Annotated in this window: 14 protein-coding genes; 4 read left to right on the forward strand and 10 right to left on the reverse strand. The window is 69.2% G+C overall.

Features of this window, described 5'->3' with window-relative positions:
• Positions 1-31 precede the first annotated feature (31 nt).
• Positions 32-511, forward strand: coding sequence for a VOC family protein (locus tag Q333_RS0102180; protein ID WP_029415113.1), 480 nt, complete (start codon positions 32-34; stop codon positions 509-511).
• A gap of 34 nt (positions 512-545) precedes the next feature.
• Here the strand turns inward: Q333_RS0102180 and Q333_RS16820 are convergent, their stop codons facing one another.
• The 5 genes from Q333_RS16820 to guaB form a co-directional block, all read right to left on the reverse strand.
• On the reverse strand, positions 546-977 hold the full coding sequence (locus tag Q333_RS16820) for a hypothetical protein (RefSeq protein ID WP_211249683.1): 432 nt from the start codon (positions 975-977) through the stop codon (positions 546-548).
• Between the two features lie 110 nt (positions 978-1087).
• A complete protein-coding gene (gene guaA / locus Q333_RS0102195; protein ID WP_029415115.1) occupies positions 1088-2641 on the reverse strand; it encodes a glutamine-hydrolyzing GMP synthase in 1554 nt (517 codons plus the stop codon).
• Positions 2641-3870, reverse strand: coding sequence for an RsmB/NOP family class I SAM-dependent RNA methyltransferase (locus Q333_RS0102200; RefSeq protein ID WP_029415116.1), 1230 nt, complete (start codon positions 3868-3870; stop codon positions 2641-2643). The genes guaA and Q333_RS0102200 overlap by 1 nt, the downstream gene beginning before the upstream one ends.
• 10 nt (positions 3871-3880) lie before the next feature.
• The gene (locus Q333_RS0102205) at positions 3881-4297 is read right to left on the reverse strand and encodes an MAPEG family protein (RefSeq protein WP_029415117.1); all 417 of its coding nucleotides are present in this window, start codon (positions 4295-4297) and stop codon (positions 3881-3883) included.
• A gap of 5 nt (positions 4298-4302) precedes the next feature.
• On the reverse strand, positions 4303-5760 hold the full coding sequence (gene guaB, locus Q333_RS0102210) for an IMP dehydrogenase (RefSeq protein ID WP_029415118.1): 1458 nt from the start codon (positions 5758-5760) through the stop codon (positions 4303-4305).
• Positions 5761-5902: 142 nt separating this feature from the next.
• On the opposite strand from guaB, the gene Q333_RS0102215 reads away from it, so the two are divergent.
• Positions 5903-6445 carry a DUF2061 domain-containing protein gene (locus Q333_RS0102215; RefSeq protein WP_029415119.1) on the forward strand — a complete coding sequence of 181 codons (543 nt, stop codon included), beginning with the start codon at positions 5903-5905 and terminating at the stop codon, positions 6443-6445.
• A 307-nt stretch (positions 6446-6752) separates the two neighbouring features.
• Here Q333_RS0102215 and Q333_RS0102220 read toward each other — a convergent pair whose 3' ends face one another.
• Both Q333_RS0102220 and Q333_RS0102225 read right to left on the reverse strand, forming a co-directional pair.
• Positions 6753-7811, reverse strand: coding sequence for a DUF2332 domain-containing protein (locus Q333_RS0102220; protein WP_029415120.1), 1059 nt, complete (start codon positions 7809-7811; stop codon positions 6753-6755).
• Positions 7808-8533 (reverse strand): RlmE family RNA methyltransferase, encoded by a 726-nt coding sequence (locus Q333_RS0102225; RefSeq protein ID WP_029415121.1) that lies wholly within the window; start codon positions 8531-8533, stop codon positions 7808-7810. The genes Q333_RS0102220 and Q333_RS0102225 overlap by 4 nt, the downstream gene beginning before the upstream one ends.
• 67 nt (positions 8534-8600) lie before the next feature.
• Between Q333_RS0102225 and Q333_RS0102230 the strand changes: the two genes are divergently transcribed.
• Positions 8601-9062, forward strand: coding sequence for a peptidylprolyl isomerase (locus tag Q333_RS0102230; protein ID WP_029415122.1), 462 nt, complete (start codon positions 8601-8603; stop codon positions 9060-9062).
• An 89-nt stretch (positions 9063-9151) separates the two neighbouring features.
• On the opposite strand, the gene Q333_RS0102235 is transcribed toward Q333_RS0102230, so the two are convergent.
• The 3 genes from Q333_RS0102235 to Q333_RS0102245 form a co-directional block, all read right to left on the reverse strand.
• The gene (locus Q333_RS0102235; protein WP_029415123.1) at positions 9152-9733 is read right to left on the reverse strand and encodes a hypothetical protein; all 582 of its coding nucleotides are present in this window, start codon (positions 9731-9733) and stop codon (positions 9152-9154) included.
• A 78-nt stretch (positions 9734-9811) separates the two neighbouring features.
• Complete coding sequence (locus Q333_RS0102240) at positions 9812-10351, reverse strand: hypothetical protein (RefSeq protein ID WP_029415124.1); 540 nt, start codon at positions 10349-10351, stop codon at positions 9812-9814.
• Positions 10351-11319: a M20/M25/M40 family metallo-hydrolase gene (locus Q333_RS0102245; protein ID WP_029415125.1), complete on the reverse strand. Its 969-nt coding sequence runs from the start codon at positions 11317-11319 to the stop codon at positions 10351-10353. Before Q333_RS0102245 ends, Q333_RS0102240 begins: the two co-directional genes overlap by 1 nt.
• Before the next feature lie 114 nt (positions 11320-11433).
• Here Q333_RS0102245 and ligA point away from each other — a divergent pair, with 114 nt between their 5' ends.
• A complete protein-coding gene (gene ligA, locus Q333_RS0102250) occupies positions 11434-13752 on the forward strand; it encodes an NAD-dependent DNA ligase LigA (RefSeq protein WP_029415126.1) in 2319 nt (772 codons plus the stop codon).
• Positions 13753-14253 lie beyond the last annotated feature (501 nt).

The following is a 14253-nucleotide window of genomic DNA, read 5'->3' on the forward strand; positions in this document are numbered from 1 at the left end:
CGTAGCTGTCATATCAGAAGGAACCCAGCTGATGACGGCCTCCCGCATCACCCCCTGCCTGTGGTTCGACAAGGAGGCCGAAGAGGCCGCGACGTTCTACGCCTCCGTCATCCCCGACACCCGCATCGACAGCGTCGAACGCGCGCCCGGCGACTATCCGGCCGGCAAGTCCGGGGACGTCTTGATGGTCGAGTTGACCCTCGGCGGTATGAAGGTCACGGCCATGAACGGCGGCCCCTTCTTCAAGTTCAACGAGGCCATCTCGCTCCAGCTCTCGGTCGAGGACCAGGCCCAGCTGGACCATCTGTATTCCGCCCTGTCTGCGGTGCCGCAGGCCGAGCAGTGCGGCTGGATCAAGGACCGCTACGGCCTCAGCTGGCAACTCGTGCCCAAGGCCTTCGTCGCCCTGATGAAGGATCCCGACCCCGCCGTCCGAACCCGCGTCTTCGAGGCCATGATGCCCATGAAGCGCCTGGATATCGCTGCGCTGGAAGCGGCGGCGCGCGGTTGAAGCCCGCCTTGGTCGCATTCGCTTCGGAATCCGCTCACCCTGCTGTGAGCTCGACGTCCTGGCTGGTCTTCACCCATCCTGCGGCGCAATCCGACGGTGCCGGGATGCGGGATTCGGACGGCGTCGCGACCGCGGCGCAGACGTTCGCCTGTCCGGGCCCGGCATAGACGACGCCAGACCAACCTTCGGGCACGTCGGTCTCGTCGCAGATCCACACGGAAGTCCCCGGCTCCAGGCGGGCGACTTCCTGGGCCTCGTCGAGAGGGGCGTCACGCACAACGGCTGTATGACCGGCCTTGACCTGGCCGAGACCGCTGCAGGCATCGAGGTCAGCGTCGCCCCCGATCATCACGGGCCGGCTCTCTACGCCGTCATATTCGACGTCCACTGGTGCCTCGGTCGGACTGCAGGCCGCCCCGAAAGCCATGACCATTGAAAGACTGAGAACCGCACTGAACCGTACCATGTCTTGCCCCATGTTCGACGAGCACCGATCGGTGATCCGAGCGGGCGCATTCGCCTTTGCGTCACGATGTTATCGCCTCTCGACCTCGTGTCCAACGCCCCAGGCACGGCCTACTCCCACTCGATCGTCCCGGGCGGCTTGGACGTGACGTCGTAGACCACGCGGTTCACGCCCCGCACCTCGTTGACAATCCGCGTCGCCGTGCGGCTCAGCACGTCCCACGGGAACTCGAAGAAGTCCGCCGTCATGCCGTCGGTGGAGGTCACGGCCCGAAGCGCCAAGACCTTCTCATAGGTCCGCGCGTCGCCCATGACGCCGACGGTCCTGACCGGCAGCAGCACTGCGAACGCCTGCCAGATCTGGTCGTACAGACCGGCCTTGCGTATCTCCTCGAGGTAGATGGCGTCCGCCTCCTGCAGCGTAGCCACCGCGTCCGGCGTGATCTCGCCCGGAATGCGGATGGCCAGCCCCGGCCCCGGGAACGGATGGCGCCCCACGAAGGCGTCGGTCAGGCCCAGCTCGCGGCCCAGCGCCCGCACCTCGTCCTTGAACAGCTCGCGCAGCGGCTCGACCAGCTTCAGCTTCATGTAGTCGGGCAGGCCGCCGACATTGTGGTGGCTCTTGATGACGTGGGCCTTGCCGCTGGAGGACGACACGCTCTCGATCACGTCGGGATACAGCGTTCCCTGGGCGAGGAACTCCGCCCCCTCGATCTTGGCCGCCTCCCGGTCGAACACCTCGATGAAAACCCGGCCGATGGTCTTGCGCTTCGTCTCCGGGTCCGACTGCCCCGCCAGCGCCCCGAGAAATTCCTTAGACGCATCAACGTGGATCAGCGGGATGTTGTAGTGCTCGCGGAACAGGGTCGTGACCTGCTTGGCCTCGTCCTTCCTGAGCAGCCCGGTGTCCACGAACACACAGGTTAGCTGATCCCCGATCGCCTCGTGGATCAGCACCGCCGCGACCGACGAATCCACCCCGCCCGACAGCCCACAGATGACCTTGGCCGAGCCGACCTGTTCGCGGATCTGGGCGACCTTCTCGTCGCGATAGGCGGCCATGGTCCAGTCGCCCTTCAGCCCGGCGATGCCATGGGTGAAGTTCCTCAGCATCTGGTGCCCACGCGGCGTGTGCATCACCTCCGGGTGGAACTGCACGCCATAGAAGCGGCGGGCCTCGTCGGCGATCACGGCATAGGGCGACCCGGCCGACGACGCCACGACGTCGAAGCCCCCGGGGATGGCGACGATCTTGTCGCCGTGGCTCATCCAGACCGTCTCGTCCTCGCCGACCGGGGCCAGACCCTCCAGCAGCGGCGACGCCTTCTCCACCGTGATCTCGGCGCGGCCGAACTCGCGGGTGTGGCCGCCCTCGACCTTGCCGCCCAGCTGCTCGCACATGGTCATCTCGCCGTAGCAGATGCCCAGCACCGGCACGCCCGCCTCGAACACGGCTTGCGGCGCGCGCGGGCTGCCCTCCTCGTGCACGCTCTCGGGGCCGCCCGACAGGATGATGGCGCGCGGGCTCATGGCCGCCATCGCGGCCTCCGCCTTCGCATAGGGGTGGATTTCGCAATAGACGCTCGCCTCGCGCAGGCGCCGCGCGATCAGCTGCGTCACCTGGCTGCCGAAGTCGACGATCAGGACCTTCTCGTGCTCGGTCATCAGGCGGTCCTTTCATAGACAGCGGCGAAGAAGCCGTCGGTGTTCGTGGAAGCGGGAGAGAGGCGCAGGCGCGTCCCGGCGGGCGCGAACGCCGGATGCCCCGCCTCAAAGGCATCGGCGCTGGCCTCGTTCTCGGCGGTCAGCATGGAGCAGGTGGCATAGACCAACCGCCCGCCCGGCTTCACCAGCCGCGCCGCCGGCCCCAGGATCGCCACCTGCAAACCATGCAGCCGCGCGACCTCCTCCTCCGTCAGCCTCCAGGCGTCCTCCGGCCGACGCCGCCAGGTGCCCGAGCCGGAGCAAGGCGCATCGACGAACACCACATCGGCATGCCCCGCCAGATCGTCCATCCCCTCGCCGTCATGGCCCAGCAGCCGCAGCTCGGCCTCCACGCCGGCCCGCGCCAGCCGGGGCCGGATGTTGTCCAGCCGCTTCTGCGCCACGTCACATGCGATCAGGCGGCCCTGCCCCTCCATCTGCGCCGCCAGTCCGAGCGTCTTGCCGCCCCCGCCCGCGCAGTAATCCACCACCGTCATCCCGGGCCGGGCCTCGGCCAACGCGCAGACGATCTGGCTGCCCTCGTCCTGGATCTCGACGCGGCCCGCCTTGAAGGCTTCCAGCGCCTGGACGTTCGGCGGCGGCTCGGCCGCCAGCCTCAGGCCCACCGGCGAGCGCGGCGTCCGCTCCGGCGCCAGCCCCGCCTCGCGCAGCTCGGTCTCCATCGCTTCCACCGTCGCCTTCGCCACATTGACCCTGAGGTCGATCGGCGCCCGCGGCTGCATCAGGGCGGCTGCTTCCTCGGCCCAGCGGTCGCCAAAGGTCTTCTGGAAATCGGCCATCACGAACTCCGGCAGGCCGGCCGCGACCCAGCCCGGCAGTTCGCCCTCGCCCGCCGAAATCCGCGCCCGCTCCTGTTTCGACAACGGACGCGGCCCATAGCCCTCGCCCGAATGCAGCGCCTCGATCTCTTCCAGCGACAGACCGTCGATCAGGCTGAGCGAGCCGATCACCAGCGCCCGCCCGTCCTCGCGCCCGCCCATGGCCCAGGCCAGCCGCCCCCGCGCCCGCAGCACCTTGTAGACCCGGTCCGCGATGGCCCGCCGGTCCTTGGACCCGGCATAGCGATTGGACTGCCCCCAGGCCTTCAGCACCACCTCCGCGGGCGCGCGGCTGTGCGCGATGGAATCGAGAACCGAGGCGGCGGCGGCGAGACGGGCGGCAGGGGTCACTCTAACGGCGTCAGGTCAGGATGGCGGCGAAAATGGCGACGAGCCCGCCCATGGCGATCAGCCACACGATCGAACGCACGAACGGAATGCCGAGCGCATAGATGGGAATGTAGATCAGCCGCATCCAGAAGAAGGCCTGCGTCCCCCAGAACGTCAGCGGCCCCTCCTCGCCCGTCACATGGGCGATCAGAACCGCCCCGATGAACAGCGGCAAGGTCTCCCACATGTTCGCCTGCGCTCGCTCCAGCCGCTGGGTGATGATCCCCGGCCGCGCCGGAGCGCCATCACGGGGCCCCGCGTTCCAGCCGATGCCGTTGGCCATCGTCCGCCCGGCGGCGGGCAGGAAGACATGCACGAACGCCAGGATCAGCGTCGCCGTCAGCATCGTCAGTTCGGGCGTGGTCGCCAGGACCCAGGCGTCGCTCATGGTCGTCATCCCTGCCGGTAGTTGGGGGCTTCCCGCGTGATCATGACGTCGTGGACGTGGCTTTCGCGCAGACCCGCGCCGGTGATCCGCACGAACCGCGCCTTGGCCTGCAGCTCGGCGATCGTGGCCGCCCCGACGTATCCCATCGCCGCCCGCAACCCCCCGACCATCTGGTGCAGCACCGGCGCGATCGGCCCCTTGTAGGGCGTCTGACCCTCGATGCCTTCGGGCACCAGCTTCTGGGTCTCGACCTCCTTCTGGAAGTAGCGATCCGCGCTGCCCGCGCCCATCGCCCCCACCGAGCCCATGCCGCGATAGCTCTTGTAGGACCGACCCTGATACAGGAACACCTCGCCGGGGCTTTCGTCCGTTCCGGCGAACATCGAGCCCATCATCGCGACCGACGCGCCGGCCGCCAGCGCCTTGGCCAGATCGCCCGAATACTTGATGCCGCCATCGGCGATGACCGGCGCGCCGCTGTCCCTGGCCGCACGCGCCGCCTCCATGACCGCCGTCAGCTGAGGCACGCCCACGCCCGCGACGATGCGGGTGGTGCAGATGCTGCCCGGCCCGATGCCGACCTTCACCGCGTCCGCGCCAGCGTCGATCAGGGCGCGCGCCGCGTCATAGGTGGCGATGTTGCCGGCGATGATCTGCAGCCGGTTGTTCTCGCGCTTGATGCGCTCCACCACCCGCGCCACCTGGGCTGAATGGCCGTGGGCGGTGTCGATCACCACCACGTCGGCCCCGGCGTCGGCCAGCGCCATCGCCCGCTCGTAACCGCTGTCGCCGACGGTCGAGGCCGCGCCGACCAGCAGGCGCCCCTGCTCGTCCTTGGCCGCGTTGGGGAAGGCCTGGGCCTTCTCGATGTCCTTCATCGTGATCAGGCCGACCGCGCGCTGATCCTCGTCGACCACGATGACCCGCTCGATCTTGCGCGTCTTCAAGATCTCGCGCGCCGCCTCCTTGCCCGCGCCTTCGCGCAGGGTCGCCAGATCGCCCGTGGTCATCAGCTCGGCCGCCTTGCGGTTCGGATCGCTCTCGAAACGCATGTCGCGGTTGGTCAGCATGCCGACCAGGCGCCCCGTCGCCCGGTCCACCACCGGAAAGCCGGTGATCTTCTTGCGCGCCACGATCTCGCGCACTTCGCCCAGCGTGGTCTCGGGGTGGACCGTCACCGGGTTCACCACCATCCCGCTCTCATAGCGCTTGACCGAGCGCACCTGCTCGGCCTGTTCCTCGATCGTCAGATTGCGGTGAATGACCCCCAGACCGCCCGCCTGCGCCATGGCGATGGCCAGCCGCGCCTCGGTCACCGTGTCCATGGCGGACGACAGCAGGGGGATGTTCAGCCGGATGTCGCGGGTCAGCCGGGTCGAGACGTCCGCGTCGGCGGGCATGATCTCGGACGCGCCGGGTTCGAGCAAAACATCGTCGAAGGTGAGCCCTTCGCGAATCTCCATGGGAGTCTCCGTTTTGCGGGCCGCCTATCGTCTTTCGCGGGTGCGAAGTCAACCGGCGAGGCCGCATCCGGCCGCCGCCACACCGCGTATCTTTTTCAGCAAAGGTTGAACTTTTCAGCCCCAGCTAACATTTTGGTCCCCGATGGTCATCGCCCTCGCCCGATCGGTTCGGAGCCTCGCGCTCAAGATCGCCAGCTATGGCGTGATGCACCTGATCGTGGCCATGCTGGTGGCCTGGGCCATCACCCAGGACTGGCGCATGGCTCTGGCCATCGGCTTCGTCGAGCCCTTCTTCCAGACCATCGCCTATTCCTTCCACGACCGCGTCTGGCACCGCATCGAACAGCGCCGCAGGCGCAGCGGCATGGAAGAAACCGCCGAGGCCTTCACCGCCCGCCTCGACGTCATGAACGCCGAGGAACAGGCCCGCGCCCACGGCCACCACGGCCACACCCACGCGCTGCCGTCGTTCCGGAAGATCGCGGTCAAGACCGTGACCTACGGGATCATGCACCTGATCGTGGCGGTCGCCGTCGCCTTCGCCATCACCCAGGACATCCGTCAGGCGCTCGCCATCGGCATCATCGAGCCCCTGGTCCAGATGGTCTTCTTCGCCATCCACGACCGCGTCTGGACCGCCCGCGAAGCCCGCCGCGCCAAGGAAGCCGCGACCCAGGCGGCCTGAGAGGTTTGGGTTTCACGCCGTATCGTGCGTGGATCGGGCGCAAGGTTCATCACAACGAACACAACGGGTTCACAACGAACACGACGAGACCGAGTGAGCGTCGAAATCATCGACCCCTTCCGTCAAGCACCGCCCCCGAAGGAAGGACGCTGCGTGTCAATCGAATGGAGCGCGGCGGAGCCGCAATCCAACTCGGCACGATCCGGTGACCGGTCGGCGACCTCACAGTCTACTCGGTCCCGTCGTGTTCGCTGTGAACCCGTTGTGCTCGTTGTGATGAACCACTTCGCGCCGCGAAAGCTATCTGTCAGGCCACCCACTCGAACCAGGTGCCATGCGGATGCCCGCGCGCCAGCACAGCATCCTCCCCGCCCGGCCAGGCGCGCAGCCTCAGCACCGGCTGCCGCTCGAACCCCGACTGCTCCGCCTCGAACGTCAGCCACGCCACCGGAGCCTCCGCCGTCGCCCGCGCCCCCGCCACCTCGATCCGCGCCCTTACCCGCGCCTGCACCTCGGGCGGAAAGTACTGGAACGCGATGGTGTGCATCACCACCCGGCACACGCCCGGTTCCGGCTCGACCGCCAACCGCCTCTCCAGCCAGTCCGCCGCGTCCCCGCGCGCCACGTCCACCGGCATCCCGGCCGCGATCTGCAGCGCCGCCTCCAGCCGCCCCAGCCGCTCCCTTTGGTCCGCCCACACATAGGCCGCCAGTCGCGCCCGCGTCGCCGGATCGCCCGGGTCCAGAGGATTGAGGTCCACCCCCGCTCGCCGCGCCACCCGCACCTCGGCCGACGGCGGCGAGGCCCCTCGCCACTCCGGCGCGATCCGGACCGCCGAGCCCGGATCGCCCGCCTCGACCGCCCCCAGCCGAAACCCGTACCGATCCAGCCGCGTGTTCAGCCCCGCGCTGGCCCCGAGCTCATAGAGCGCGAACGGCAAACCGAACCGCTCCGCCAGCACCAGCAGCCCCGCCATCAACCCGGCTGACCGCCCCACCTCGTTCGTCTGCGGCGGCCCATGCAGCCATGGGTCCAACTGGGCGGCGTGAGAGACCAGCGATCCCGCCACGATCTCCCACAACGCATCGTCGTCGAGCGGCGCATCCTTCGGCGGATACACGCCCGCCAGCGCGGCATCGCGCCCCGACCGCGCCAACCCATGCAGCCCGCCCGCCAGCCTCAGCGCCAGGGCGTCGCCCTCGTGCGAGGGATTGCCCGCCCACTCCAGCACGCGCCGACCGATCTCGCCCGACCGATCCAGCCGCGCCCCGATCAGTCCGCACACCCGCCCCGTGAACGGCGCCCCCGACGCCCCGCAGATCGCCGCCTGCTTGGCGAAGGCGGCGCGGACGTCAGTTTCACTCATCGCTTGTTCAACGCCACCAGATAGACCTCCGACGACCCCTTCCGGCTGGCGGCGGGCTTGACGTATTTCACGTCCTCGAACGCCGCGCGCAGGTCGTTCAGCACTTCTCCGGCTGCCCCGCCCTGGAAGTTCTTGGTCACGAAATGACCGCCGGGTTTCAGCGTGCGGATGGCGAAGTCGGCGGCGATCTCGATCAGGGCGATGATCTTCAGGTGGTCGGTCTGGCGATGCCCGACCGTGTTGTGCGCCATGTCCGACAGCACCAGATCCGGGGCCCCGCCCAGTTCGGCGATAAGCTGCGCATCCACCCCCGGCTCGGTGAAATCGGCCTGAATCAGCGTCGAGCCCGGGATCGGCTCGATCGGCAGAAGGTCCACGCCCACCACCGCCGCCGCGCCGCGGTTCACGCAGACCTGTACCCATCCCCCCGGCGCCGCGCCCAGGTCGATGACCCGCGAGCCCCGCTTGATCAGGTGAAACCGGTCGTCGATCTCGGTCAGCTTGAACGCCGCCCGGCTGCGCCAGCCCTCGGCGCGAGCCCGCTCCGACCACGGATCGGCCAGCTGGCGCTTGATCCACTGCTGGCTCGACATGGTTTTCTTGTCGGCGGTCTTGATCTTCTGGCCAGTGCCCCGCCCGGCCGCCGCCCCGCCCGAGGGCGGGCGCACCATGCGTCGGCGCGCGGGCGTTTCGGGAACCGGCGGCTTTTCGTCCTCGCTCATCGCCCCCACATAGCGCCCGTGGCTCGATGCGGCTATGACCCCGCCACCTTTCAAGACGGAGCGCCTCATGGCCGACACCCTCACCTTCACTCTCGACACCGGCGACGGCCAGGGCGGCGACGTCGTCATCAAGCTGCGGCCGGACCTGGCCCCCGGCCACGTCGCCCGCATCACCGAACTGGCGACCGAAGGCTTCTACGACGGCGTGGTCTTCCACCGCGTTATTCCCGGCTTCATGGCCCAGGGCGGCGACCCGACCGGCACCGGCACCTCGGGCTCCAAGAAGCCGAACCTGAAGCAGGAGTTCTCGTCCGAGCCCCACGTCCGCGGCGTCTGCTCCATGGCCCGCACCTCGGACCCCAACAGCGCCAACAGCCAGTTCTTCATCGTCTTCGACGACGCCACCTTCCTGGACCGCCAGTACACCGTCTGGGGTCAGGTCAGCGAGGGCATGGAACACGTCGACGCCCTGCCCAAAGGCGAGCCGCCCCGCAACCCGGGCAAGATCGTCAAGGCGACGGTCAACTGATCGAGGCCAGCGTCTCCTCCCCGTTCGCTTCGCGGATGGGGAGGTGGATGCGAGCCCTTGCGAGCAGACGGAGGGGTTCTGGCACCGGGTCAGTCGCCCGGCGAATAGATGAACCTCAGGCCGGAATAGGTCTGGTCTCCCACCGTGATGGTGCCCACCAGGGTGGGCGCGTACCCGTCGCCCAGATTGGCCCGCGTATCGGACAGGGCGGGACCCTCCCACTGGGCATCCAGCGTCACGCGCCCATAATCCTCGCTCGTGCCCGTCATCTGCAGCCGACGATCCGTCACGGAATAGCTGTCAGGAAGGACACGCACGCTGGTTTCCCCTGGCAGCAGGAACTCCATCATGATCGGCGCATAGGTCGTCATGCGCCGCCCCGCCTCCCAGTCCACGAACTCGGACTTGGAGCCCAGCGACAGGGAGATCAGGGAGAAGTCGTCCGGCCCCACCTGCGCCCCCGGCATGTAGAAGCCGAAGATCTCCTGGGTCAGGGAGTGAGAGAAGGTGCCGGCCTGCGCCTGCACCGCCGGTTCAGCCGCAGGTGCCGCGGTCGTTTCGGCCGCGACCGCTTCCGCCGGTTCCGCCTTGGCCGCGGCCTCGTCGTCCGCCCGCGTCCCGCAGGCCGCCAGGCACAGCCCGGCCATCGCCAGAACAACGATCTGTCTCATCGGATCCCCCTCCCTTGGTGGCAGGGACAGGATCACGCCGACGCCCAGCCGTAAAGCCACGCTTCCTGACGCAGCCGTTCAGCCCCCGCCCATCGACCAGGCGAACTTGACCCCGCCGAAACTGCGCCCATCGACCGTGACCGTCCCCTCCATCGCCGGGTCCTCGTCCGTACCCAGGTTCCTGCGCGCCAGGGCCAGCGCCCCGCCGTCCAGCCGCGCGTCCAGCGTCACCCGCCCCAGCGCCTCGCTGGTTCCGGAGAACCGCACCCGGCTGTCCGACACCTCATAGCGCTCCGGCAGCACCCGCTGCCCGCCCGCGAACTCCAGCATCACGGGCGCGAACCCGCCATCGCGCGTCCCCTTCTCCCACGCCTCGAAGTCGGCAGGCTGGCCGATGAAGACCAGCAGCAGCCGCGCCTCGCCCTCTCCGGTCTCGGCGACCGGCGTGTAGAACCCCGACAGGTCCTCGCTCTGGGAATGACGGAACGCGCCGTCCGCCACCGGGGCCTCTGCGCGCTCGCCTGTCTCACCCCGTTCCGACGCGGGCGGCTCGAACAGGTCGCACCCCGCCAGCACCAGCGCCAGCGCCGCCAACACGAGCCATGCCGCCCGCCGCATCACCGGTCGAGGCCTCGATCCAGCGCCTGGAACGACCGCCACGACAGCTCCGTCGCCGCCGCGAAGATCGCAGGGTTCACCTTGTCGAAGTCATCCGTCGGCCGGTGATAGTCCGGATGGTAGTCCACCCCCAGATACAGGAACGGCAACCCGGCCCGATAGAACGCCGCGTGGTCCGAGGCCTCCACCCAGTTGTTGTTGCCCGTGTCCTGCGGCGTGTCCTTGCCGAACGCCAGCGCCACGCCGTTCTCCGCCGCGACCGGCTCCAGAAGCGGCCGCAGCGTCGGGTTCTGATACGTCCCCGTGACCCACAGCTTCATGTCGGTCTCGGCCCGCGCCGTCATGTCGAAGTTCAGATTGAGCGCGATGGAGCTCAGCGGCACCGGCGGCGCCTCCACGAAATGCCGCGCGCCCAAGAGCCCCCGCTCCTCCCCGTCCAGGAAGGCGAAGATCACGCTGTGCTCGGGCTGCGCCGCCTTCAGCCGGGCCGCGATCTCCAGCGCCGTCGCCACGCCCGACGCATTGTCGTCCGCTCCGTTGTGGATCAGCCCGTCCGCGATCCCGACGTGATCGTAATGCGCGGTGATGACGATGTAGCGATCCGTCGCCCGCGTCCCGGGGATCACCCCCAGCACGTTCACGCCGTTGAACGTCCGGGGCCCCTCGCGCGTGCGCCCCTGCATCTCCCAGGGCTGCAGCCGGCCCATCGGCGGCGCGGCCACGCCCAGCGCCTCCAGCCGCGACACGATATAGGCCCGCGCCCGCTCCCCGCCCGGCGCGCCCGTGTCGCGGCCCTCCATGTCGTCCGCCGACAGGATACGCAGATCGTCGATCAGCTGGGCATAGGCCGTGGAGGTCGTTGGCGGCGCGGCGGACTCGAGCGCGGGCGTCGCGGTCTCCATGCCCGCGCAGGCGGCCAGAGCGGTCAGGGCGGCGCCGACTAGCAGGGCGCGAAGCGTGCGGGACATGAAGGCTCCTTGATCGGTTCGGATTCCGATTAGCGCGAGCTTGGCCGGCTCGTCCGCTAAATTCGCCGTCATGCGCGGCTGGCTCCGGCCGCCGCCGATGCTAAACCCGGGCCCATGTCCGAACCCGCCGTCGACACCCTGACCGAAGACCAGGCCCGCGCCGAACTGGCCCGCCTCGCCGCCGAGATGGAACGCCACGACGCCCTCTACGCCGAGGCCGCGCCCGAAATCTCCGACGCCGACTACGACGCGCTTCGTGCCCGCAACGCCGCCATCGAGGCCCGCTTTCCCGCCCTGATCCGCCCCGATTCCCCCTCGCTCAAGGTCGGCGCCCCCACCTCCAGCCAGTTCGCCGAGGTGCGGCACGGCGTGCCCATGCTGTCGCTGGACAACGCCTTCGAAGATGGTGACGTCGCCGATTTCGAGGCGCGCATCCGCCGCTTCCTCAAGCTCCCCGCAGACGAACCCCTCGCCTTCGTCGCCGAGCCCAAGATCGACGGCCTCTCCGCCAACATCCGCTACGAGGACGGCGTCCTCGTTCAGGGCGCCACCCGCGGCGACGGTCGCGCGGGCGAGGACATCACGGCGAACCTCAAGACCATCGCCGACATCCCCCACCACCTGTCCGGCTCCGGCTGGCCCGCCCGCATCGAGATCCGGGGCGAGGTCTATGCCCCCAACGACGCCTTCGCCGCCTTCAACGCCGAGGCAGAGGCGGCCGGTAGACGCACCTACGCCAACCCCCGCAACTTCGCCGCCGGGTCGCTACGTCAGATCGACCCGACCGTCACTGCCGCCCGGCCTCTGCGCTTCTTCGCCTACGCCTGGGGCGAGACCTCGGAGCCCTTCGCCGAAACGCAAGCCGAGGCGCTCGCCGCCTTCGAGGCCTGGGGCTTCCCTGTCAATCCGCGCTCGAAACGGGTCGAGGACGCGTCTGGCCTGCTCGCCATCTACCGCGACCTGGAGACCCACCGCGCCGGCCTCGGCTATGACATCGACGGCGTGGTCTACAAGGTCGACCGCCTGGACTGGCAGGACCGTCTGGGCTTCGTCTCCCGCAGCCCCCGCTGGGCCATCGCCCACAAGTTCCCGGCCCAGCAGGCGACGACCGTGCTCGAAGGCATCGACATCCAGGTCGGCCGCACAGGCTCCCTGACCCCCGTCGCCCGCCTCGCCCCCGTCACCGTCGGCGGCGTCGTGGTCAGGAACGCCACCCTGCACAACGAGGACGAGATCGAAAGGAAGGACGTGCGCATCGGCGACACCGTCGTCCTGCAACGCGCCGGCGACGTCATCCCCCAGATCGTCTCGGTCGTCGCCGACAAACGCCCGGCCGACGCCGTGCCTTACGTCTTCCCCACCCACTGCCCCGTCTGCGGCTCCGAGGCCGTGCGCCCCGACGGCGAGGTGCGGCGCCGCTGCACCGGCGGCCTGGTCTGCGCCGCCCAGCTGGTCGAACGCCTGAAGCACTTCGTCGGCAGGCGGGCCTTCGACATCGAGGGCCTGGGCGAGAAGCAGCTGATCGCCTTCTCCGAGCGCGACTGGATCAAGGAACCCGCCGACATCTTCCGCCTGGCCCGCGACGAGGAGAAACTCGCCGCCCTCCGCGCCGAGGACGGCTACGGCGAGACCAGCGTCCGCAACCTCATCGCCGGCATCGACGCCCGACGCGTCATGGCGCTGGAACGCCTCATCTTCGGCCTCGGCATCCGTGAGATCGGCGAACAGACCTCGCTGCTTCTCGCCCGCCATTTCGGGAGCTGGAGCGCCTTCCACGCCGCCGGTCTGGCCGCCGCCGAAGGCATCCCGTCGCCGGAGTGGACCCGCCTCGCCGAAGGCCACGGCGTCTCGCCGCGCACCCTGTCCGTCCTCGCCTTCGCCACGCTCGACCCGACCGACCCCTGGCCCGAGGCCCCCGTCGACCAGAAGCTGGCGCTGGCCTTCCCCGGCATCGCCGCCCCGGCCCGCCGCGCGCTGGCCCCGCTGGCCCCCGACTGGCCCGCCATCGTCGAACTGTCCCGCATCGCCCGCGAGGACGGCCCGTCCGAGACGCTGGGCGAAATCTCCGCCATCTCCGGCGTCGGCCCCGTCGCCGCCCGCGCCGTCGCCGAGTTCTTTCACGAGCCTCACAACCGCGCTGTCGTCGACGCCCTGGTCGCCGAGCTGACGCATATCGAAGACACCGAACGCCCCAAGACCGACACGGCGATCGCTGGCAAGACCGTCGTCTTCACCGGCGCCCTGGAACGCTTCACCCGCGATGAAGCCAAGGCCCGCGCTGAAAGCCTGGGCGCCAAGGTCTCGGGATCCGTCTCCAAGAAGACCGACTACCTCGTCGCCGGCCCGGGCGCGGGCTCCAAGCTCGCCGAGGCCCAGAAGCACGGCGTCGCCGTCCTGACCGAGGACGAATGGCTGGCGTTGATCGCATCCTGAATCCCGCGCCCGTGAGAGAGAACTCCGCACGGCCCCTCTCCCTCCCCCTCGGGGGCATGCGCTTTGCTCGTATACGAGCAAAGCCCATACAGGCGCGAAGCGCCGGGTGGGGGCGGCCCTTACCCCTTTCTCCGTGCACCTTGGCGAAGGCGGGGGTCCAGAGGCAGACCAATTGGTCCGGACAGACCGCACCATGCGCCCGGTGATGCAGCAGAATTTGTTATCTGGACCCCGGCTTTCGCCGGGGTGCACGGGGATTTTGGGGGCGCTGTTTTTCTCAATCATCCAACGACGCCCGGATTTCCTCAACGAATCCAGAGCCTGTCGCGATTGAGAGCCCGCGAACGCGCCCGCATATCCAATCCCCTTAAAATCGGCCCCGTCCCGTCGCGAGGGGAAGGCGTCCTGGGCCCAGGACCCGGACGCGCGGCGGGGCGCGATCGAAGCGGGGGATGGCCGGGCGACCGGTCGTCACAGCGCGTCGTTCACGGCCACGCTCCC

It is taken from the genome of Brevundimonas bacteroides DSM 4726 (assembly GCF_000701445.1).
GTDB classification, from domain to species: domain Bacteria; phylum Pseudomonadota; class Alphaproteobacteria; order Caulobacterales; family Caulobacteraceae; genus Brevundimonas; species Brevundimonas bacteroides.

Bases quoted from the DNA above. Each gene is read 5' to 3' on its own strand.
- Q333_RS0102235 (WP_029415123.1), bottom strand. From the start codon at position 9,733: ATGAGACAGATCGTTGTTCTGGCGATGGCCGGGCTGTGCCTGGCGGCC.
- Q333_RS0102225 (WP_029415121.1), bottom strand. From the start codon at position 8,533: ATGAGCGAGGACGAAAAGCCGCCGGTTCCCGAAACGCCCGCGCGCCGA.
- Q333_RS0102215 (WP_029415119.1), top strand. From the start codon at position 5,903: ATGGTCATCGCCCTCGCCCGATCGGTTCGGAGCCTCGCGCTCAAGATC.
- guaA (WP_029415115.1), bottom strand. From the start codon at position 2,641: ATGACCGAGCACGAGAAGGTCCTGATCGTCGACTTCGGCAGCCAGGTG.
- Q333_RS0102230 (WP_029415122.1), top strand. From the start codon at position 8,601: ATGGCCGACACCCTCACCTTCACTCTCGACACCGGCGACGGCCAGGGC.
- Q333_RS0102205 (WP_029415117.1), bottom strand. From the start codon at position 4,297: ATGAGCGACGCCTGGGTCCTGGCGACCACGCCCGAACTGACGATGCTG.
- Q333_RS0102180 (WP_029415113.1), top strand. From the start codon at position 32: ATGACGGCCTCCCGCATCACCCCCTGCCTGTGGTTCGACAAGGAGGCC.
- Q333_RS0102220 (WP_029415120.1), bottom strand. From the start codon at position 7,811: ATGAGTGAAACTGACGTCCGCGCCGCCTTCGCCAAGCAGGCGGCGATC.
- Q333_RS16820 (WP_211249683.1), bottom strand. From the start codon at position 977: ATGGTACGGTTCAGTGCGGTTCTCAGTCTTTCAATGGTCATGGCTTTC.
- Q333_RS0102245 (WP_029415125.1), bottom strand. From the start codon at position 11,319: ATGTCCCGCACGCTTCGCGCCCTGCTAGTCGGCGCCGCCCTGACCGCT.
- Q333_RS0102240 (WP_029415124.1), bottom strand. From the start codon at position 10,351: ATGCGGCGGGCGGCATGGCTCGTGTTGGCGGCGCTGGCGCTGGTGCTG.
- ligA (WP_029415126.1), top strand. From the start codon at position 11,434: ATGTCCGAACCCGCCGTCGACACCCTGACCGAAGACCAGGCCCGCGCC.
- guaB (WP_029415118.1), bottom strand. From the start codon at position 5,760: ATGGAGATTCGCGAAGGGCTCACCTTCGACGATGTTTTGCTCGAACCC.